This is a genomic window from Sporosarcina ureae (assembly GCF_002101375.1).
Lineage (GTDB): Bacteria > Bacillota > Bacilli > Bacillales_A > Planococcaceae > Sporosarcina > Sporosarcina ureae_B.
The window spans coordinates 2,012,078-2,033,642 of sequence record NZ_CP015207.1; the positions used below are offsets into that span (position 1 = coordinate 2,012,078).

Genomic DNA, 21,565 nt, shown 5'->3' on the forward strand with positions numbered 1-21,565 from the left:
TAAAAGAAGAAGAGTATCTCACAAAGGGGTGGACTATATGGCTTCTTCAAATTTTATGTATGATTTAGATACAAAAGAATACCTTTCAAATAAATTAAAGAATTTGTCAAAAAGACATGATCAAGTGCCCGTTGCAGGTTGTAGCAGTAGCTCAAAAGAATCTGTTCAGGAGTTAGAAAAAGAAATACTTTATTGGCGACAGCTTGCATGTCAAGACGACCTAACGAAATTACCAAACCGAAGAGCGTTTTACTTCACAATTGAATCTTACCTTCGAAAAGCAGATGATCAAGCAGAAAAGGTAGCATTTTTCTATATCGATATTAATCAATTTAAATTGCTTAATGATACGTATGGACATTGTGAAGCTGATAAATTATTGCAGGAACTAGGGCGTCGATTACAGGCATTCTCTGCAGTAGAAGAAGTTTTTCATTTTAGTGGTGATGAATTTGTCATTATTTATCGTTATCAAAATGATTTCCGATTAAAAATTAGTAATATCCTATCAACTTGTAATAAACCATTTCAATTGGCAAATGAAGAGATAAAAATAAACATTAGTATTGGAACTAGTTTATATCCAGTGCACAGTACAGATGTTGCTACATTGCTTGAATACGCTGATTCGGCCATGTACTCGGCAAAGCGCAGTAAAAACAATACGTATTATTTATATCAATAAATATATACAGATGAAGTTAGATTCTATTAATCTGAGACGGGAGGGGACAACTATGATTGCATACATGATAAATGATTATTATATATGTACGTCCTACGAAGAAGTATCTTCACTACTTCATGATATTTTGCATCACTCGCGCTTACCAAATACTATGGATATATATATATTTCATATTTGCAAAGGGAACTTAAATATAGAAAAACAAGAATTCATATCAGACAATGGATTAGTAATAAATTTGTCCTATAAAAAGTGTGAGGATATATATTACAATATAAATTAGACAGTAATTGGGAGGATAATGAATGCGAAAGATGAAAATAACAATTGTATGGACAGTCTATGAATAAAAGGTTATGGTTGATTGTCCCCTTTTTTGTAGTGGTTTTAATAGCCTTTCGACTAATCTGGATCGATTCCAACCAAAATATTCACACAGTAACTGCTGAAAATGGAGTGATAGATCTACGGGGTATGGGTGATTTATCGGAGGATATATTGCTAAACGGAGAATGGAAGTTTTTTGCGGAAGAGTTTATTATTCCAGGTGAAAGTTCCAAAAGGGTACCATCATTAATTCAAGTACCCACTGATTGGCAAGAACAATTTTCAGGTAACACGTCCTACGGTTATGGGACATATAGTTTGAAGATTTATGTAGATCGAGACGACACGAATATCTATCGATTGTATGCGAAGGACATCGTGTCTGCTTCGCGTTTTTTTGTGAATGGTGAGGAAAAGGTACAACTCGGAAAAACAGCAACGAATAGGAAGCAGGAAGAAGTCGACTATCGTCCTCAGACATTGCAGATAGAAAGTAATGCCGGGGAAATCGAACTCCTTATTCATGTATCAAATTTTCATTCATTGAAGACTGGCGGTATCATACAGCCGATGAAGTTTGGAGAGTGGTCGGCTGCAGAACAATCTGTATTTAAAGATTATGGTTGGCAACTTGCTCTTATGTCTATTGTAGGCTTGCATGGTGTATATTCATTTCTAATTTATTTCCTGTTTTCAAGGAAGAAGGATATGTTGTATCTTGCCTTATCTTTTCTCTCTGTAGCTATCTCGATAGCTATAGCAGATGATAAGTTATTGCTTTATTTCTTTCCGGAGATTTCATTTGCGGCTTGGTCGAAAATGAATGTAATCGTCTATTCAGGCGGTGTTTACCTAGTAGTATTGTATATTAAAGCTTTAGTGGATACTGTAGAGCACTCCTTTAGCAAGTGGGAGCGCTATTACTACCGGCTTCTAGGCATAGGATATGGAATACTCGTTATTTTGACACTTTTTTCAGTAGAGCTCGATGTACTGTTCCTCTATGCACTGATGCTTTTGATACCCTTACCGACTCCTTTTCTAATGTATCGGTTGTCGAAACGTGAAAAAGGGAACTATTTATTCTTTTTACTTGCAGGTATCAGTCTGATGTCTAGTATGATATGGGGATTATTTAAGGCGCAAATAATGCCAGAATTACCCTATTATCCCTACGAAATGCTCATCAGTTTGTTACTGTTTGGATTATTTTGGTTTAAACGTTTTTATATGGAGACGGAGAAAAGTCATAGTCTAGCTGCGTCACTACAAGAAGAAATTCATCAAAAAGATGAGTTTTTAGCCAATACATCGCATGAATTACGTAATCCTTTACATGGAATACTGAATATTACACAGACAATCTATGATAATGATCAGGATAAATTGTCACATGAGACAATTCGTAATCTGGAAACGCTTCTTTCTGTTGGTCGACAAATGACTATAGTTTTGAATGATTTGCTAGATAGAGAACACTTAAAAGATAATAAGTTACAGCTTGAGCAACAAGATGTCAAAATCTTGCCGATTCTGACAAATGTATTTGATACACTTAAATTTATGAAAGAGGGTAAATCTGTATCACTCGAACATTCCATTCCAGTTCAGTTCCCTAATATTATGGCGGATGAAAACCGATTGTATCAAATCCTGTTTAATCTAGTTCATAATGCGATAAAATTTTCAGCAGAAGGAGTAGTTCATGTATCAGCCGATGTGCAGAATAGGATGGCTGTCATTCGGGTAGCCGATGAAGGAATCGGCATATCTCCAAAAGATGCACATATGATATTTCAACCCTATAAACAGGCAGAATCGGGTATTACCTCTACTGGGGGTGGGGGACTTGGTTTAGGATTAAGTATTTGTAAACAATTGATTGAAATGCATGGAGGAACGATTATTGTAGAAACGAAAGAGAATGAAGGCTCTACTTTCACATTTACATTGCCTCTTTCAGAACATCAACAACAACAGAGTTATGTTCCCGTTCCAGATCCAGTTCAACAAAAATTGAAATCTCTTGATTCAGGGACATCCTCAGTAAGTAATGCTACGGAACGTATTTTAGTCGTTGACGATGATCCAATGAACCTTCAAATTATTAAGCAGATGCTAAAAGCGGATGGATATTTGGTTGTAACGTGTACTTCAGCAAATGAAGCAATCAAAGAGTTGGAACGTGGATGTTGGAGTCTAGTAATCTCGGACGTCATGATGCCATATATGTCCGGCTATGAGCTGACACGCGAGTTGCGAAAGCGATTTTCACTGGCAGAGTTACCCATTCTATTGTTGACTGCCCGGACCCAGCAAGTTGATATTCAAATGGGGTTTGACGCAGGAGCTAATGATTATGTTAGAAAACCAGTAGAAAAGGTTGAGCTGATCATGCGTGTACGGGCGTTGACGAATCTAAATCAAACGATTGTTGAAAGGATACAAATGGAAGCGGCATGGCTACAAGCACAAATACAACCGCATTTCCTGTTCAATACACTTAATACAATTAGCGCACTCAGCGAGATTGATCCGGAAAAAATGGTGAAGTTACTGGATAAATTCGGAACATACCTTGAGCAAAGTTTTACAATCCAAAATCTTGCATCAACTGTCTCTTTGGAGAAAGAACTGGAATTAGTAGAGGCTTATATATATATTGAAAAGCAACGCTACGGAGACCGTTTGCAAGTTGAGATGGATATTGCACCAGTCCAAGTTGAAGTACCCCCTCTATCCATCCAAACATTGGTAGAAAATGCGATAGAACACGGCGTGCTGAAGAGACCTGAAGGTGGTACTGTATGGATTAAAGTGTCGGAATGTGACGATACAGTAGATATATCGATTTCTGATAATGGATTAGGGATGGAACAAGATCTAGTAACGCTTCTGCAAACGGATACGAATATCCAAGCAGGTGTAGGCTTACCGAATACACATAAACGACTTCGCCAGTTGGGTTATTCAGGATTGACAATCGATAGTATACCGAAGATAGGCACTGTCATTCGATTCTCTATAGACAAATAGTAAAAGGAAGAAAATCAATACGATTTTCTTCCTTTTACTCATATATTAGCACATAATATTTGATTAAATAATTCATTGGTAGATTCACTAGGGGATATTCCTAATTCTTCAATCAACTTCTCTTTGAAGTTATGATATGCCTTGATAGCCTCAGTTCTTTTACCTTGTTGCAGATAGTGTATTAAAAGTTGCTGTAGAGCTTGTTCTGAATATGGATCCAAAAGAACTAAACGTTCCAGTGAAGTTTGGAGTTGGGGAGTATCCTGATGAATTGTGTAATAACTAATCATTCGGTGAAGTAATTTTATCGCCTGCTGTTTCATATGTTCGGCATGTGTGTAAGACCAATCATAACCTTCTAATTCCAGGTAATCACCTTTATACTTTTGAATACTTTTTTCAAACTTCTCAATAGTAGCATCTGTCGCGTTGATATGTTGCTGAACGAGTTGATTCATTTCCAGTGCATCGCAGTGGAAATTCACTAATTCTAGGCGATAGCTTTGATTGGTAAAAACAATCACTTTGGAAAACCCTAAACTCTCTAGTGTTTTTCGTAAATGGGAGAGAGTGGTATGTAGTTGTATCTTAGCTTTCGAATATTCAGTATCGGGCCAAAGCGTTTCAATTAGTACATCACGATGGATTAATTCTTTATGATGCGTAAGGAAATAGGCAAATAGTTCTTTAATTTTTATCGTTTTCCATTTAACAAACTCTTGCTTATATTGCACAATGAATTCTTGGAAACATTGTATTTCTAATTGTTTTCCAGATTCAGGTTGTAAAATGGAGGCAGAAGAGAGTGCTTGTGTTAATCGTGTAATAGTTTTTTCAAGACGCTCATTTGTAAGAGGTTTTAGTATGAAGTCAATGGAATTTAACTCGAATGCCTGTATTGCGTAATCACGATAAGCTGAAACAAATACTATTTTAATCGTTGGATCTATACTTAAAAGATGTTCAGCCAGATCTATTCCATCGATTCCAGGCATGGAAATATCCAAAAAAGCCACGTTAAAAGAAAGATCTTTTATATCTTCGAGCAAATGCAATGAATTGGTAAATGTCTTGAGGACTTGCACCTCTTTGAATGTTGCCAACTTATGCGTGAGCAATTGTAAAGCTAACGGCTCATCATCTACTAAAATGGCACGAATCACACAGATCATCTCCTTCATTTTCAAAATACTATTACTAGTATATGACATTTACTATGAGTTTGTCTTACAAATGGTAAAGCATTTCCTGTTGCTAGTGTAAATAATAAAATCCACAGAAATCACGGCAAGAATATGTGCTGTATGCTATATTAAAGACAACATTCTAATGAAATGGAGCGGGAAAAATGATAGAAATTGAAGGGATGGTGATTGGCATGGAATTGGGCAATGTCTTAACGTTACTCTTATCTATCGCTACAATTCTCAATATCCTGCTATTGGCATGGGTTTTGTTTATCGAAAGAAGAGATGTAGGAAATACATGGGCGTGGATTATGCTTCTAGTGTTCATTCCTATCCTCGGTTTCTTTATTTATCTGTTCTTCGGACGTAGTTTAAAACAGAAGAATTTCTATAATCTTTCTGTTGCAGAAAGAAAGGCTGAAAAAACGGAAGTTGATAAACAATTATTGCCAGAAAACTTGGCCAGACTAGAAGATAATACGTTATTAAAAGAACATGCCGAATTAATTCATATGAATCTAAAATCAGCTCATTCACTGCTTTCCAAAGATAATCATATTGAAATATTTGATGACGGACATAAAAAATTTGCTGCCTTGTTTGAGGATATTAGCTCTGCTACAAAAGAGATCAATATCCAGTATTATATTATTCAGTCTGATTCCCTTGGGACTAAGTTACGTGATCTTTTGATTCAAAAGGCGACAGAGGGAGTTAAAGTCAGACTCTTGTATGATGAAGTAGGCTCAAAGAAAACACCTCCCAAATTTTATAATGAATTACGTGCAGCAGGTGGAAGAGTGGAAGTATTCTTTCCATCGTTGTTTCGTCTAGTAAATTTTCGAGTCAATAATAGGAATCACCGAAAACTTTGTATTATTGATGGGGAAATCGCGTATATTGGCGGTTTCAATGTTGGAGATGAGTACCTTGGACTTGATGAAAAGTTTGGCTATTGGCGCGATACGCACTTTAGGATTAGAGGTGGCGCTGTCAATCATATTCAAGCGAAATTCATTTTAGATTGGCATCAGGCGAGTAAAAAGGAACCCGGTGATTGGGGAGATTACTTATTTCAAACTGAAAAAAATATAGGCACGAGTCCAGTACAAATTGTTTCAAGCGGTCCGAATTCCGAGACGGAACATTTGAAGAATATGTATATCAAGTTACTATTATCTGCTAAAAAAAGTGTCTACATTCAGACACCGTACTTTATTCCGGATACAAGCTTTATGGATGCCTGCAAAATTGCGTTGCTGTCAGGCATCGATGTACAGATTATGATTCCGTGTAAGCCCGATCATCCGTTTGTCTACTGGGCTACTTGGTCGTATGTCGGGGATTTGCTTGATTATGGCGCGAAGGTATTACTGTATGAGAATGGTTTCTTGCATGCGAAGACTATTGTGGTGGATGAAGAAGTAGCGGTAGTAGGTACTATGAATATCGATTCACGTAGCTTCCGATTGAATTTTGAAGTGACCGCGATTGTCTATGATGACAAAGTAGCGGCGCAGTTGACGGGACTGTTCCGTCAAGACGCGGAACTGAGTTCTGAGTTGACGAAGGAACGTTATGAGGAGCGGTCCTTACTAATTAAGTTTAAGCAATCGATTTCACGGTTGTTGTCACCCATACTCTAATGGTGTAAAACGTATATTATATTGTTTAGTAATGGGTACGCGTAATCATAATAGTATGCAAAAAAGAAGCAGCCTTGTGCTGCTTCTTTTTATTAGTATTTACGTTACATAAAGACCAAGTTCAGTTTTCCGTCTTTTAGCTCCAACGAAGCATCGAACTTTTTCCCATCGGCCGAAGTGAAGCCTTTGATGACGTTTGTTTGCCCTTTAGTACATAATAATTTCACTTGAGGCACAGTTAGTTTCTTTTTCAAGAAGAGCCCTGGGAAGGTTTGCTTGCAGCCATTTTTATAGTTACTACAACCGTAGAATTTAGGATGTTCAATGATGTTGCCTTTGCCACATTTTGGACAGGGCGCGACTTCAGTTCGTGTATACGAGCTTTTGCCAGAAGAGGGACGTGGCGGCAGCACGATATCAATCGTCTGTTTTTCAATCTGGACAGGTACGTCTTCAATCAGTTTTTGGATGAATTTCGATACACTCCCCAGAAAGTGTTGACCTGTTCCTTCACCATTGCCGATTTTCTTTAAGTACGTTTCCCATTTCGCTGTCATGGAAGGGCTGGCAAGCAAGCTACCTTCAATGGTCTGACAGAGTACGCGTCCTTTGTCGGTGATCGATACAATATTTTTCGTCACGGAAATATATCCATGCTTTTTAATGGTTTCAATAATTCCGCTTCTTGTCGCTTCTGTTCCAAGCCCTTCAATTTCTTTCAAAATATCCGTTTCGCTTTGATCTTCTACCAGCTTCCCGCATGTTTTCATCATGGCGATCAACTGGCCTTCTGTATAAGGTTTTGGAGGCTGTGTCGCACCTTCTTTGATACCAATTTCGCTTTGCACGGTTTCCTCTCTCTCAAGTGGCGGTAAGGCGGGTTCTTCGGTATCCTTTGCCTTCTTTGGCGCAGCAAAAAGTTCTTTCCAACCTTTATCGCGTTCGGTTTTGCCCGTTGTGAAGAATGGCAAACCGTTGACGTCGGTCGTTACTTTCGTTTCTGTATATAAGTAATCCCGATGGAACATAGCTAGTGTCGTTCGAATGACTTCTTCATAAAGATTGCGCTCAAGTGGTGACAACTTTGTCAGTGCTGCAGGGGTCGGTAGCTTTTTTGTCGGGATGATAGCATAGTGTTCCTGTACTTTCGAGCTGTCAACATATCGTTTTTTCGGTGTGCGGGAAACGACCTCAAAAGGTTGCTCAATGAGTTTTTGATAGTCTTCCACAGCCGCTAGCAAGTAGTTGAATTCACTTGGTGTGATGTGACGTGTATCCGTCCGTGGATACGATACAAGCTTCTTTTCGTATAGAGTCTGCATGGTTTTCAATACAGTCGCAGGACTTGCTTTCCATCGTCGGTTGGCAGTTGCTTGCAATGTTGAAAGTGAATGCAACTGTGGCGGTGGTGTCCGTTTGTCTGTATGGGTCAGCTCACTAATGACCCCGGGCGTCCGTTTTGTAATATTGCGGCTGTTGAGTGCTTCCGCAATTAATTCACGCTTAGGTTCCTTAAGCTTTGCTTTTCCTTTATACGTACCGTGCGCCGCAGTAAAAATGGCTTCCGCTTCGAAAAAAGGTTCCGATACGAACGTCTCGATTTCGCGCTGACGTTGATAAATCAAATAAACGGTAGGGGATTGCACACGACCGATAGGAAATACTTCCTGAACGCCTTTGGCTTTCAACAACAGTGTATAGAGCCTAGAACCATTCATCCCTACGAGCCAGTCGCTGATTTGTCGTGCCTTTGCTTCTTCATAGAGTTGTAGATCTTGTCGATTATCCCGTAGATTCTCGAAGCCTTTTCGTACTTCATCCGATTCCAGCGAGTTAATCCATAGTCGCTCAATCTTCTGGTTGCGAGCTCCCGTCATATAATAGATGGAATAAAATATATTTGAACCTTCGCGATCCACGTCACACGCGTTGATGACATGATCGGTCGCGCGAATAAGCTTCTTGACTACTTGGAATTGCTTATACTTTCCTGGCGCTACTTGAAACTCATAACGCTCGGGTAAGATAGGTAAACTGCCGAGGTTCCAGCGTTTCCAAGCAGGATTGTACGTATGCGGCTCTTTTAATTCCACGAGATGCCCAACACCCCATGTAATGAAGGCGCCTTGGGGGAATATATCGCACGGTTGAATTTCTGTATAGCCGTCGTGTTTACGTGTAGTAAATGCGTCTGCGTAAGCTTTGGCCTGGGATGGTTTTTCCGCTAATATAACTGGTCTCATAAAAACACCTCTTTGGCTTCGATAATAGAAACGCTAGTTCCAATATTATCGCATAAATGGAGGAAGTTTACGAATTCATGTTTTGGGGTGACTAGAGAATGAAGAAAATAGAAAGGATATCTAGCTGAATCATTGAGTTGAAGATGTCTTCTGTATTAAAGATAAAGAACACTTGAAAAGCCAATTATTTGTTGTTATTTTTTTACGGCATTGGAGGTTTTCAATAGGTAGATTTGGAAGACTGTTTGATCAAATGACTGCTAGTAGTTGTGATAAAAGGGCAAAAGAAAAAAGCGTGTTTTAAAAAAGACTAATTAAAACACGCTCTTATAGTACTGAATGGGATTACCCTTTTATAAAAAGGATAGATCATTTTTGTAAATCTTCATTGACTAAATATGTGGTACTTGAGAAAATATTTTTTCGACTGACTTGAACCAATTGTTAATTTACCTTCATTCATTTTCAAGATATAGGATACCTACAAAGTTACCCCTCTATCTCAAGTATAATCTTACCGATATTGCGGTTCTCTTCCATATGGAGATGAGCTTTTCCAACCTTTTCTAAAGGGAATGTAGTATCAGTAACGGGTACTATATTTTTTTGTTCAAAATAAGGGATTACGTTTTCGGCAAATTCTTTGGTCAAAAGAGCTTTGTATTCGTCACTTCTTGGGGTTAGTAATGTCCCTGTTAGTTGAATGCATTTTGACATCAAATTAAATAAGTTTACCTTTTCGATCTCACTTCCACCTAGTATTCCGATAAGAACCCATCGACCTTCATTCTTAATACTGGCTAAATTTTTCTCCCAGTAATCAGCACCAATAAAGTCTAAAATCAAATCTACGCCTTTACCGTTTGTTGCTTTTAGAACCTCTTCATCAAATGACTGCTCCTTGTAATTTATAAGGACGTCAGCTCCAAGTTCTCGGCAAAAATCGAGTTTGCTTTTAGAACCAGCAGTAACAATAACCTTAGCATTACAAAGTTTTTTTGCTAATTGAATTGCTGCCGTTCCAACTCCGCTTGCACCTGCATGAATTAATACGGTTTCCTGATTTTGAAGTTTGCCTAGCCAAAATAATGTTTGATAAGCAGTTAAGAACACTTCAGGAATCGCTGCAGCTTCTTCAAACGATAAGGAATCGGGAATTTTCATCGCTCGATCTGCTGGCATAACAGCAAACTCTGCATAACCACCACCATTAACAAGTCCCATCACTCTATCTCCAACCGAAAAGGAATTATCACCATTTACTTCAACCACTGTTCCGGCAATTTCTACGCCCAAAATAGGGTTTTCAGCATACCCTACTTTCCCTTCACGGGTTATAATATCTGTACGGTTTACCGCTGTCGCATGAACACGTATAAGCAATTCCTTCTCTTTTGGTTGAGGACTAGCAACTTCAACAAGCTCCAGTTGTTCTGGACCACCTGGTTTCTTTACAATTATAGCTTTCATAAATATTCCTCCTTTTAAAAATACCCTTAGAAAAAATCTAAGAGAAAAAGCTTCGCAACATTTTAGCGCGCGACTTTATTTTAACTATCCCAACCTTTTAATCGATTTACAATTATCGAGGCTTATCATGCTAGGATGGCTAACCAATTATACATCCTTTTCTAACAGTTTTCAGCTTCAGTTAAATCTAGAAATGTTAGCAGGAGACTAATGTTACTATGATAACCCTTCATATCAAGTGTCAAACCTGAAGACCTCGAAATTTTATGTGAAGCACTGATCATCTAAAACCTTTTTATATGATCGACCTATTTTGTTAAAAGCCAAGCAAGTAAATAGTCCGTTTCCTTGTCCAGTAAGAATTAATTCAAGATTGAATAATGTCTGGCCACAGTTATACAATCTCACATTTGGGAATGGAGTGCTATTAGCCGTGTAGTAGAAAAAAGAGTTTTCATGACAAACAAAACAGGTAGAAGAGTAATAGAGGATCTAAAAAATTAATTACCTGTAACCTTTTCCCGTCTTATTCGAACTACTGTATAGAAACTATAATAAGGAGCGGATTTTTTATGAAGTTGAATAAATTTGTACCATTTGCGATGTCGGCATTGCTTATTGGCGGCGCGGCGGTACCTGAAGCAGTTAGCGCAAAAGAGGAAGTGAAGGCCGAAGTGACATCTGATGAAAAAGCTTTTGTTAAAGTAGAAGGAACAATCGAAGGCATAGAAAAGAACGAGGAGTTCACACTGTACACGATTAAAGGAAAAGAAGAGTCTTCTGCATTGGCTATTAACAAAGAAACGCTAATTTTTGATAATACGGGAAAGAAGGTCGAATTGAAGAAAGGTGACAAAGTATCTGCCTATACCCATGCAGATAAACCCATGATTATGATTTACCCACCGCAATACACTCCAGATGTAGTTATTGTAGAAAAAGATAAAGAGAACACTGCAGTAGTTGGAATATTTGATGACGAAATGGTGGATTCGTACTTGAAGCTACAGTTGAATATAGGTGACAGTACAGACATTTCCAGCATTTCGGGTAATAAAGTAAAAGCTGATGACTTGAAAGGTAAAGACTTGCTGGTATTCTACAAAGAAACAACGCGAAGTATTCCAGCTCAGACAACGCCAGAGAAAGTAGTTGTACTTGACGGAAATACAGTAGATGAAGATGCTACTGTAGAACAAATCATAGAAGACGATCATTATATGGTTGATGGTGTGAAGATGGTGCCGCTTCGTTTGCTTGCTGAGAAACTTGGATATGTAGTGGATTCGACTGGTAATGGTGCGATCATATCCAAAGGTGCTCCATCTTACACAATTACACGTGGTCAGAAGGAATATGGCTACAATAAATCATTGTTGAAGTTTGAAGTGGCACCGGAGCTACTTGAACCGAAGAAGACCTATGTACCAGTAGAGCTTATTGATGAATTGATGGAGTAATTAAACCATATAAAAAAGGCAGGGGTCCGTGGACTCTTGCCTTTTTTGATATTTACATCAAGACTTCTTTTTCTTTTCTATTGGATAGAGGTTTGTAAAGTAATCGTTCGTAATGTCCCGTACTTGTCCACTTAAGAATAGTACCGCAATCACGTTAGGAATTAATACGATTGCGAGTAATAGATCAAGAAAATGCCAGACGAATTGCAATCCACCAAGTGCTCCGATGATGATCGCCGTGATATATGCCACGCGTATTACGACAGAGAAGTTGGGTCCAAATAAGAACTCTGCCTGCTTTTCTCCGTAATATATAATGACTACAATCGTTGTAATCACGAACAAGAATAATATAATGGATATGATAATTCCACCGAGGGAAGCACCGAATACTGTACTATACGCTTCTGTCACCATGTTCGCCGCGTTGTCTGCGTCAATGACTTTCCAAACATCTGTAGTCAGTATGACGAGTGCAGTCATAGTACAAACGATCAATGTATCCACGACGACTTCAAAGACGCCCCAGAAACCTTGTTTAGCGGGATGACTATTCACTGCCGCTGCATGGGCTATTGGTGCTGTACCGATACCGGCTTCATTGGAATATAATCCGCGGGCGAGTCCCCATCGAATTGCTGCGGCTACACCGGCCCCTGCGAAACCGCCTGCCGCTGATATCGGTTGGAATGCATGTGTGAAAATCAAGCCAAATGCTGTAGGTACTGCATTGATATGAGCTCCGATAATAATGAGTGCTGTTAAAATGTAGACCACGACCATGGATGGAATTAGACGTTCCGTTACACGTCCAATCGCTTTAATTCCTCCGAATGAAATGAGTGCAACCAGTAAGGCGACGAACATACCTGTTACGATTGGAGGTAAACCGAATGAACCTTTAAGGGTCGTTGCGATGGAGTTAGATTGCACCATAGTACTCGCCATAACTTCTAACATGAGGGCAAATGCAAAGATATACGCAACCTTTTTCCAGCCAAGTCCTTTTTTTATGTAATACATCGGACCACCGACGTAATCACCGGCAGCATTCTTTTCACGATATTGGATACCGAGTACGACTTCGGAATATTTCGTACCGATTCCAATCAGTGCGACAATCCACATCCAGAAAATCGCACCAGGCCCACCTAGGGCGATGGCTACAGGCACTCCCACGATATTCGCTGCTCCCATTGTGGAGGCAAGCGCAGAGGTGGTTGCTTGAAAAGGAGTTAGCGTGCCGTCCCCAGAACCTTTAGACATAACCTTTCCAAAGGTTTGACGAAAAATGTGAGGCATATATCGGAACTGGAAGAATTTTAGACGAATGGTGAGAAACAATCCGCCTCCTAGAAGTAAAATGATGATGGGGAATCCCCATAAAAAGTCCGAGACGATTTCTACCCATTTCGTAAACGGATTCATTGGCAACGACTCCTTTTGTGGTTTGATACTACTCAAACAACTAGTTATTTCGTTTCGGTTTACGAAGTAGTTGTCTACTATACTAGTGAATGTATGGAAGAAATGTCAAATGAAATTAGAAATGTACTTATTTTTAGTGCTTGAGTCATTGCTGATAGATACACAACGAAATTATATTTGGAAGAGTAAGGACAAGCCTTCTTTCCACAAATTACTGTATAAAATATATAGAATTATTTGAAATCAATTGACAAACAGCTAAAGACCATGTAATATTACGTTCAATATTACATTGCAGACGAAGAATGGAACTAGTAAAAATGTTTATGTCTATATAGAGAGCTGATGGTTGGTGGAAAACAGCAGACGCACATTTTGAACTCATCCATGAGTCACTCCCTGAAAGTTCTACAGTAAGGGACGTCGGTTTCCTCCGTTAACGGGATAGACAGTAATAGCTGTCGATAAGGGGATTTGCCAAGTATGGCGAATCAATTAGAGTGGTACCGCGAGTATAACCTCGTCTCTATATTTCAATATAGAGACGAGGTTTTTTTGTATTTATTTTTTTAAAAAAAGGAGTGCAAAGAGATGAGCAGAAAAATTTGGGTTTTTGATACAACATTACGTGATGGAGAACAGGTACCAGGCGCTAAACTGAACCTTTATGAAAAAGTAGAGATTGCACAACAATTAAAGAAGCTTGGCGTCGATATTATCGAAGCTGGTTTTCCTGCTTCATCCCAAGGTGATTTTGAAGCGGTGAAGGCTGTTGCGCAGAGAGTAGGCAACACGAATGACATCATAGTCACAGCATTGGCACGCGCAGTTCAAGCAGATATTGATTCGGTTTATCATGCAGTAAAGTATGCAGAAAATCCGATGATTCATATGGTGTTAGGCACTTCGGATATTCACGTGGAAAAAAAGTTCAATAAATCAAAGGACCAGATCCTTCAAATAGGCGTAGACGCAGTGAAATATGCAAAAACATTAATGCCCCAAGTACAATATTCAACGGAAGATGCTTCACGTTCGGAATTCGAGTATTTATGGCATACAATTGAGTCCGTTATGAGGGCGGGTGCAACTATGATCAATGTGCCTGACACAGTGGGCTTTGCAGAGCCTGAAGAATTCGGTGCGATGATCTATAAATTAAATGACCGCATGAAAAACTTGAATCCGGATGTCTTATTAAGTGTTCACTGTCATAATGACCTTGGAATGGCGACTGCAAATACACTAGCAGCAGTCAAGAATGGTGCGGATAAAGTAGAGTGTACAATTAATGGAATCGGAGAACGAGCAGGAAATGCAGCACTTGAAGAAGTAGTCATGGCTTTGAAAACAAGAAGCTCAATTTATAATGTGAGCACACAAATCAACACAAAAGAAATTATGAATACTTCTCGCCTTGTATCTAGCTTCATGGGATTGGATGTGCAAGTGAACAAGGCGATTACGGGTGATAACGCCTTTGCACATTCGTCAGGTATACATCAAGACGGTTTATTGAAATCCCGCGATGCATATGAAATTGTTCATCCGGAAGACGTCGGATTAGATGATATGGAATTGATTTTGACGGCACGGTCAGGGCGACATGCTGTGAAAAACGCCCTTGAAAAGCTAGGGTTCACTCAGATGAAGCCAGAGGAATTCGAAGGCATTTTTGAAGGATTCTTAACGTTGGCAGATAGGAAAAAGGAAGTATATGATCATGATTTATATGTAATTGTTGAGAATTATCATGAAAAGTATGACAATGAGAATGTAACGAATTACAGTGACCATTTCTTTGAATTTGAAGATCTACAAGTGGTCAGTAACTCTAGTTTCCCTTCAGCCAGCGTCAAGATTTGCAAAGGAGGAGAAGTTTTCAAGTCGAGTGCTGTTGGCACAGGTCCAATCGATGCACTGTATTCAGCAATTGCAGAAATCACAATGATACAAGTTAAATTGATTGGCTATGATATAAGCAGCGTTTCACGGGGTAAAGATGCATTAGGAAAAGTGAAAATTACGATTGCACATGAAGGAGAAAATTATGTCGCGAAGGCAGCAGACACAGATATTTTAAAAGCAAGTGCACTAGCGTACATCAATGCGGTCAATAGCGTAATCGTAGCGAAAATAAAGGAATCATCTGAGCACAAGCTTGCTGTGAATATTTAATTATCAAATTAATTGGGACGAAATATTTCGATTTTTATATTCACTTAGATGATCTGTGAAATACACAATTTATATTTTGAAATCGAGTAAGTGCCACAGGCTAAGCTTTCTAAATAAGGCGACATGTGAATATAATTTTGTCGTTCGAGAAGGAAGTTTTTTCTTGCATTATAGGTAACAGTAAGTGCTGATAAACGTCAATATTAAGCGTGGAGACAAGCGATGGATTGCACGATATGCGAAACAGATATGGTTGTTTGATTGGTCATTCCATAAAATAGAATCTCCAGAGAAAATACTATACAAACAATAATAAAAGGCTACGCTCGGCAAGAAGTTACTCATGCCGAGTGAAGCCTTTTTATTATTGCCAAGTCCATGATAATAGTTCTGTTATTCCTCGTCGCGACAATAATCTCGGATCAGTCGAGATGCTTTTGACTGGCTGATCTGGAGGTCGGATGCCACACCCCTCGTTGAACCAAACTTCTGATAGGATCTCCTGACCATGGTAGCTGTTACATTATCTAATGCCTTTTCTAGTGAATTGGAATAGGCGAGTTCAGGAATTTCTTTTACTTTTTCCAATAGTACTTCCGGTAAATCTTCTGTAGTGATAACTGCATCACTTGTAATTACCAATCGCTCTATTAAGTTTTCTAATTGTCGCACATTGCCTGGCCACGAATAATGATAGAGCACATTCAAACAATCTTCAGAAATTATTTTAGTAGAGTGATATTTATTATTAAAATTATTCAGAAAACTATAAGTTAAAGGGATGATGTCTTCTTTGCGTTCATTCAATGGTGGCATGTGTATGTCAATAACGTTGAGTCGATAAAACAAATCTTCACGGAAAGTTTTATTTTCTACCATCTTCGGTAAGTCTTGATTTGTTGCAGCAATAATGCGGATATCCACTGTCTTGCTTTCGTTGCTACCAATCGGAATAAATTTCTTATCTTGGATAACTTGAAGAACTTTCGCCTGTAGAGGCAAAGCCAACTCACCTATTTCATCCAAAAAAATGGTGCCGCTATCGGCTGCCTCAAATAGACCAATTTTACCGTCTTTTTTGGCTCCGGTAAATGAACCTGCCGTATAACCGAATAACTCCGATTCAAGCAAATCCCCTGGAATGGCTGCACAATTCACATTAAGGAAAGGACCATCCTTTCTCTTACTCATTTTATGTAATTGATAAGCGATGACTCCTTTTCCGGTTCCCGACTGACCATGTACTAAGATAGTAGAATCTGTAGGCGCCACCTTTTCACAGAAACGTAGTATTTTTCGCATTTTCGCGTTGTTCGTAATAATTGTACTTGCAAAAACATCATCCAGTGAGTTTGTAAAGTCCAATTCTTCCTCTTTTACAAGCCGTTTGAAGTCCTGTATTTCTGTTGCTGTGCACACAATATATTCAATTTCATTGTGCGAGTTCAATATAGGGAAAGCCCTAGTCAGCAACTCGGCACCTATATGGGTTTGTTGGCGTACTGAAACGGGAGTTTTCTTTTCCAGAACGAGTGGCACTACAGAAGGGGTCCAATAACCATCGTTTAGAAAGTCGTCATTATACTTGCCGAGCACGTCAGTTTTTACCATGCCATAATGCTTTTCGCAATTTCGATTTACATAGACAATTTTAATTTCTTTATCCAACACATAAATTTCATCCGATGAATAATCCAATATGTTAAGCAATGATTCCAAGGAAAGATCCATTTTCACTTGTTCGTTCTCATGGGACATACTATTTCACCTTCCTGTTATTTTTGTGAGTCAATTTTGAGAATATTTATATACTTTCGGTTTACAATTGATTCAATTGTGACTCAATTGTACCAGCGTTTTGTAAAAAAGACGATAACAATCTTATTCCCATGCCAATCTCAAAAGTTGGCACGATACTTGCAATAGTATTTAGTAACGCGGCAAGGATGAGGGAATTCCCTGATTGCCCGGTAACCATATATAAAAATGACAACAAGGAGGCACAATATGAACAGAGCAGCCGAAGTTAGCGATATAACAATTATTGGGGGAGGACCAGTCGGCTTATTCACTGCGTTTTATGCAGGACTTCGACAAATGTCTGTAAAAGTTATTGAAAGTTTACCACAACTAGGCGGTCAACTTTCTGCATTATATCCCGAAAAATATATTTATGATATTGCGGGCTTTCCTAAAGTTAGAGCTCAGGAGCTAGTAGACAATCTGGTTGAACAAATGAATCAATTTGAGACTACTATCTGCTTAGGTGAGACGGTAACGGAAGTCTTAAAAGAACATGACGGTGTTTTCAAATTGACTACAAATAGTGGGGTACATTATTCTCGAACAATTATTATCACTGCTGGTAACGGAGCTTTTCAAGCAAGGAAAATGGAAATCGAGAGTGAAGAGAAGTTCAAAAATCAAAATATTCATTACTTCGTTCAGAATATGAATCAGTTCCAAGGCAAGAAAGTGGCTTTGTTTGGTGGAGGAGATTCAGCAGTAGATTGGGCATTGATGCTTGAGCCGATTGCTGAAAGGGCTTCCATTATTCATCGGAGAGATAAGTTTCGAGCACATGAACATAGCGTAGAATTGTTGAAACAATCCAGCGTGAATTGTTTGACACCATTTGTTCCAGTTGAATTGGTGGGAGACGAGAAAGTTGAAAAGGTTATCATCAAGCATTCGAAAACAGATGAGTTAGTAGAGCTCGAAGTCGATGACGTATTGATCAATTATGGTTTTGTTTCATCATTGGGCCCTATCAAAGACTGGAATCTTGAAATAGATAAAAACTCTATAGTGGTAAATTCAAAAATGGAAACGAATATTGAAGGCCTTTACGCAGTGGGCGATATTTGCACATATGAAGGAAAAGTTAAGCTAATTGCATCAGGTTTTGGAGAAGCGCCTGTTGCGGTGAGTAGCGCAAAAGTATATATAGATCCGACTGCAAAAATGCAACCTCTACACAGTACTAGCGTTATGGGGGAAGCGGAGGAAGTACCAAAGAAAGTGAAAGTTGGAGTCAACTGATTAATTTTAGATAGGAGGCTAGGAAATGGCGCAATTTACAATGGTGGAGCGAAGTACATGTATCGCTTGTGGAGCATGTAATCCTGTTGCTCCTGAACTATTTGACTACACTGCTGATGGATTTGCTTTTGCATTATTGGATGACAATGAAGGGGTTACGGAAGTTCCAGAAGATTTGATTGAGGATTTGGAAGACGCGTTTGAAGGTTGTCCGACCAACTCTATCAAAATGGCAGATACACCGTTTTCCTGTCAGAAGATTAAAGCTAGTTAATGAAATAAAAATGAATTGTAAAATATAACTCTGAAGGAGAATGAAAAATGGCTTATAATAAAGTACAGAACGCAACAGAAAGAACTTTCGAGAGAACGATGCCTTACAATCTATTTACGGATCCAGAGGTGCTGAAAAAAGAAAAAGAAATGATTTTTGCAAAGAGTTGGCAATTAGTCGGCCATGTTAGCCAAGTTGAGAAAAAAGGTGCATTTTTTACTGCTGAGATTGGTGATGACCCACTTATCATTATTCGCGGAACAGATGAAGTCCTACGCGCGTTCTATAATGTTTGTCCTCACAGAGCAACGAAACTGGAGAAAAGTGATTCGGGCAAAAAGAAAATTCTACAATGCTCGTATCATGGCTGGACATTTAAAACAGATGGGGCTTTAAACAAAGCACCGAACTTCCGTAGTGAAGAAGATGCTGCTTGCGTTCAAGACGCGTGCTTGCGTTCCGTCAGAATGGAAGTAATTGAGTCTTTGATTTTTGTTAATTTGGATGACAACGCAAAACCATTGGCTGAATCATATGGCGATTTCTTCGATCGTCTAGGAAAGTTTGAATTCTTGAAGAATTTACAGTTTACTCACAAGAAGTCCCGTCATATTAAAGCAAACTGGAAAGCGTTTATTGAAAACTATCTTGAATGTGATCATTGTCACGTAGCGCATCCAAGTTTTATTGACACTTTAGACATGGATGATTATCAAATCATTACGTGTGAGAACTATTCAATCCAAGGTTCTATGGTGAAGCCTGATAAGCAATACGGAGAAGTAAATCTAGATGAAGCGGAAATGCAAGGTGGGTCATTCTTCTGGTTATGGCCAAACTTGATGCTGACAATTTATCCGGGACCTGCAAATATGGCTACTATTCAGTTAGTCCCGATCGATGAAGAAAATACTGAAATCGTTTATACGTATTACTTTAGCGAAGACAGCTTGGAGAAATTGACTCAGGAAGAGAAAGACTTAATGACGTTCGCGGAGCAAGTTCGCTTTGAAGATATCGAATTGGTTGAATTAGAGCAACTCGGCTTCAAATCACGTGCATTCAAGAAAGGCCGCTACTCACAATCTGAACAAGCAATCGTACAATTCCATGAAATGGTTCTGGAGGCGCTCAATGAATAAATTACTTGATAGAACAACTAATAAACAATTAATGATCAACGGGGAATATGTAGAAGCACCAAATTATGCCCCACTATATTCCCCATACTCTAATGAAAAAATTGCTGATATTGCTATGGCGGATCAAGCACTGACAGAACAAGCAATTGAAGCTGCGTATAATGCTAGAAAAATTATCGGTAACATGCCAGCGTTTCAACGTGCCGAAATATTAGAAAACGTTGCAAGTATACTAGCTGAGAGAACGGAAGAGGCTGCGAAAGTCATTTCAAGTGAATCTGCGAAGCCCATCATGTTTGCAAGAGCTGAAGTGTTAAGAACAATTGAGACATATAAATTTGCTGCAGAAGAAGCAAAACGTATCCATGGAGAAACGATTCCATTTGATGCTGCTTCAGGCGGTGTAGGACGCATTGGGTATACATTACGTGAACCGATCGGTGTAATCGCTGCCATTACACCATTTAACTTCCCGATGAATTTAGTGGCGCATAAAGTTGGGCCCGCAATCGCTGCTGGGAACCCAATCGTCTTAAAACCGGCATCTCAAACACCTTTATCTGCCTTATTCATCGCAGAAGTATTTAAAGATGCTGGTCTTCCGGCGGGTGTGCTAAATGTCATCACGGGACCAGGTGGTGTGATCGGTGACGTTCTTGTCATGGATGAGCGTGTTAAAATGGTCACGTTTACTGGAAGTCCAAGTGTCGGAATCGGAATCAGCAATAAAGCTGGACTGAAGAAGACGACATTGGAATTAGGATCTAACTCTGCGTTGATCATAGATAAAGACATAGATATTGACTCTATTATCGATCGCTGTATTATGGGAGCTTTCTCGAATCAAGGTCAAGTATGTATTTCAACACAACGAATCTACGTTCACGAAGATCTTTACGAAGAATTCACGACTAAATTTGCTGCTGCTGCTAAACAGTTGAAGTTAGGCGATCCGCTTGCAGAAGATACGTATATTTCATCGTTGATTTCAAAGAAAGAATTGGAACGCACACTTAGCTGGATTGAAGAAACAAAGAAAAGTGATGCAGAAATTCTTGCAGGTGGCAATGCACAAAACGGTGTCTTGGAGCCTACAATCATTGCACATGCAGATCATGCACTAAAAGTTTCTTGCCAGGAAGTGTTTGCACCAATTGTCGTGGTGAATAAAGTAGATTCCGTGCAAACAGCTGTTGAGTTAGTCAATGACTCTCGTTTCGGTTTACAAGCGGGAATCTATACAAATAATGTACAACATGCTCTATATGTTTCGAAAAACTTGGAAGTGGGTGGCGTGATTATCAATGATGTGCCTACCTATCGAGTGGACCAAATGCCTTACGGCGGTGTGAAAGAGAGCGGAACAGGACGCGAAGGCCTGAAGTATGCCATTGAAGAAATGACGGAAATGAAACTCGTCGTCTGGAATCAAGGATGAAAGTGG

The 21,565-nt window shown here is 39.1% G+C and carries 14 protein-coding genes and 1 other annotated feature; of the genes, 9 read left to right on the top strand and 5 right to left on the bottom strand.

Annotated elements, in window-relative coordinates; all coding sequences use genetic code 11:
- The first annotated feature begins 37 nt into the window (after nucleotides 1-37).
- The gene (locus SporoP8_RS09980; RefSeq protein ID WP_085132352.1) at nucleotides 38-685 is read left to right on the top strand and encodes a GGDEF domain-containing protein; all 648 of its coding nucleotides are present in this window, start codon (nucleotides 38-40) and stop codon (nucleotides 683-685) included.
- Between the two features lie 345 nt (nucleotides 686-1,030).
- A complete protein-coding gene (locus tag SporoP8_RS09990) occupies nucleotides 1,031-4,051 on the top strand; it encodes a hybrid sensor histidine kinase/response regulator (protein WP_157111247.1) in 3,021 nt (1,006 codons plus the stop codon).
- Between the two features lie 38 nt (nucleotides 4,052-4,089).
- Here the strand turns inward: SporoP8_RS09990 and SporoP8_RS09995 are convergent, their stop codons facing one another.
- Nucleotides 4,090-5,214, bottom strand: a complete 1,125-nt coding sequence (locus SporoP8_RS09995) for a response regulator (protein ID WP_158232353.1) — start codon at nucleotides 5,212-5,214, stop codon at nucleotides 4,090-4,092.
- Nucleotides 5,215-5,429: 215 nt separating this feature from the next.
- Here SporoP8_RS09995 and cls point away from each other — a divergent pair, with 215 nt between their 5' ends.
- Nucleotides 5,430-6,884 (top strand): cardiolipin synthase, encoded by a 1,455-nt coding sequence (gene cls / locus SporoP8_RS10000; RefSeq protein WP_085133606.1) that lies wholly within the window; start codon nucleotides 5,430-5,432, stop codon nucleotides 6,882-6,884.
- 104 nt (nucleotides 6,885-6,988) lie between these two features.
- Here cls and SporoP8_RS10005 read toward each other — a convergent pair whose 3' ends face one another.
- Together SporoP8_RS10005 and SporoP8_RS10010 are read right to left on the bottom strand one after the other, a co-directional pair.
- The gene (locus tag SporoP8_RS10005; protein ID WP_085132356.1) at nucleotides 6,989-9,127 is read right to left on the bottom strand and encodes a type IA DNA topoisomerase; all 2,139 of its coding nucleotides are present in this window, start codon (nucleotides 9,125-9,127) and stop codon (nucleotides 6,989-6,991) included.
- 489 nt (nucleotides 9,128-9,616) lie between these two features.
- Entirely contained in the window at nucleotides 9,617-10,597 is a 981-nt protein-coding gene (locus tag SporoP8_RS10010) for an NAD(P)H-quinone oxidoreductase (protein ID WP_085132357.1), read from the bottom strand.
- Between the two features lie 572 nt (nucleotides 10,598-11,169).
- On the opposite strand from SporoP8_RS10010, the gene SporoP8_RS10015 reads away from it, so the two are divergent.
- A complete protein-coding gene (locus tag SporoP8_RS10015; RefSeq protein WP_085132358.1) occupies nucleotides 11,170-12,057 on the top strand; it encodes a stalk domain-containing protein in 888 nt (295 codons plus the stop codon).
- A 57-nt stretch (nucleotides 12,058-12,114) separates the two neighbouring features.
- Here SporoP8_RS10015 and SporoP8_RS10020 read toward each other — a convergent pair whose 3' ends face one another.
- Nucleotides 12,115-13,485, bottom strand: coding sequence for an alanine/glycine:cation symporter family protein (locus SporoP8_RS10020; RefSeq protein ID WP_085132359.1), 1,371 nt, complete (start codon nucleotides 13,483-13,485; stop codon nucleotides 12,115-12,117).
- A 292-nt stretch (nucleotides 13,486-13,777) separates the two neighbouring features.
- Nucleotides 13,778-14,016, top strand: a binding site (T-box leader).
- Between the two features lie 60 nt (nucleotides 14,017-14,076).
- On the opposite strand from SporoP8_RS10020, the gene SporoP8_RS10025 reads away from it, so the two are divergent.
- A complete protein-coding gene (locus SporoP8_RS10025; RefSeq protein WP_085132360.1) occupies nucleotides 14,077-15,663 on the top strand; it encodes a 2-isopropylmalate synthase in 1,587 nt (528 codons plus the stop codon).
- Between the two features lie 393 nt (nucleotides 15,664-16,056).
- On the opposite strand, the gene SporoP8_RS10030 is transcribed toward SporoP8_RS10025, so the two are convergent.
- The gene (locus tag SporoP8_RS10030) at nucleotides 16,057-17,421 is read right to left on the bottom strand and encodes a sigma-54 interaction domain-containing protein (RefSeq protein WP_085132361.1); all 1,365 of its coding nucleotides are present in this window, start codon (nucleotides 17,419-17,421) and stop codon (nucleotides 16,057-16,059) included.
- Nucleotides 17,422-17,670: 249 nt separating this feature from the next.
- On the opposite strand from SporoP8_RS10030, the gene SporoP8_RS10035 reads away from it, so the two are divergent.
- From SporoP8_RS10035 to SporoP8_RS10050, 4 genes are read left to right on the top strand one after another with little or no spacing between them, the layout of a single operon-like run.
- Nucleotides 17,671-18,705 (top strand): NAD(P)/FAD-dependent oxidoreductase, encoded by a 1,035-nt coding sequence (locus tag SporoP8_RS10035; protein ID WP_085132362.1) that lies wholly within the window; start codon nucleotides 17,671-17,673, stop codon nucleotides 18,703-18,705.
- Nucleotides 18,706-18,730: 25 nt separating this feature from the next.
- Entirely contained in the window at nucleotides 18,731-18,979 is a 249-nt protein-coding gene (locus SporoP8_RS10040) for a ferredoxin (protein ID WP_085132363.1), read from the top strand.
- 47 nt (nucleotides 18,980-19,026) lie between these two features.
- On the top strand, nucleotides 19,027-20,121 hold the full coding sequence (locus SporoP8_RS10045) for an aromatic ring-hydroxylating oxygenase subunit alpha (protein ID WP_085132364.1): 1,095 nt from the start codon (nucleotides 19,027-19,029) through the stop codon (nucleotides 20,119-20,121).
- Nucleotides 20,114-21,559 carry an aldehyde dehydrogenase family protein gene (locus SporoP8_RS10050; RefSeq protein ID WP_085132365.1) on the top strand — a complete coding sequence of 482 codons (1,446 nt, stop codon included), beginning with the start codon at nucleotides 20,114-20,116 and terminating at the stop codon, nucleotides 21,557-21,559. Before SporoP8_RS10045 ends, SporoP8_RS10050 begins: the two co-directional genes overlap by 8 nt.
- Nucleotides 21,560-21,565 lie beyond the last annotated feature (6 nt).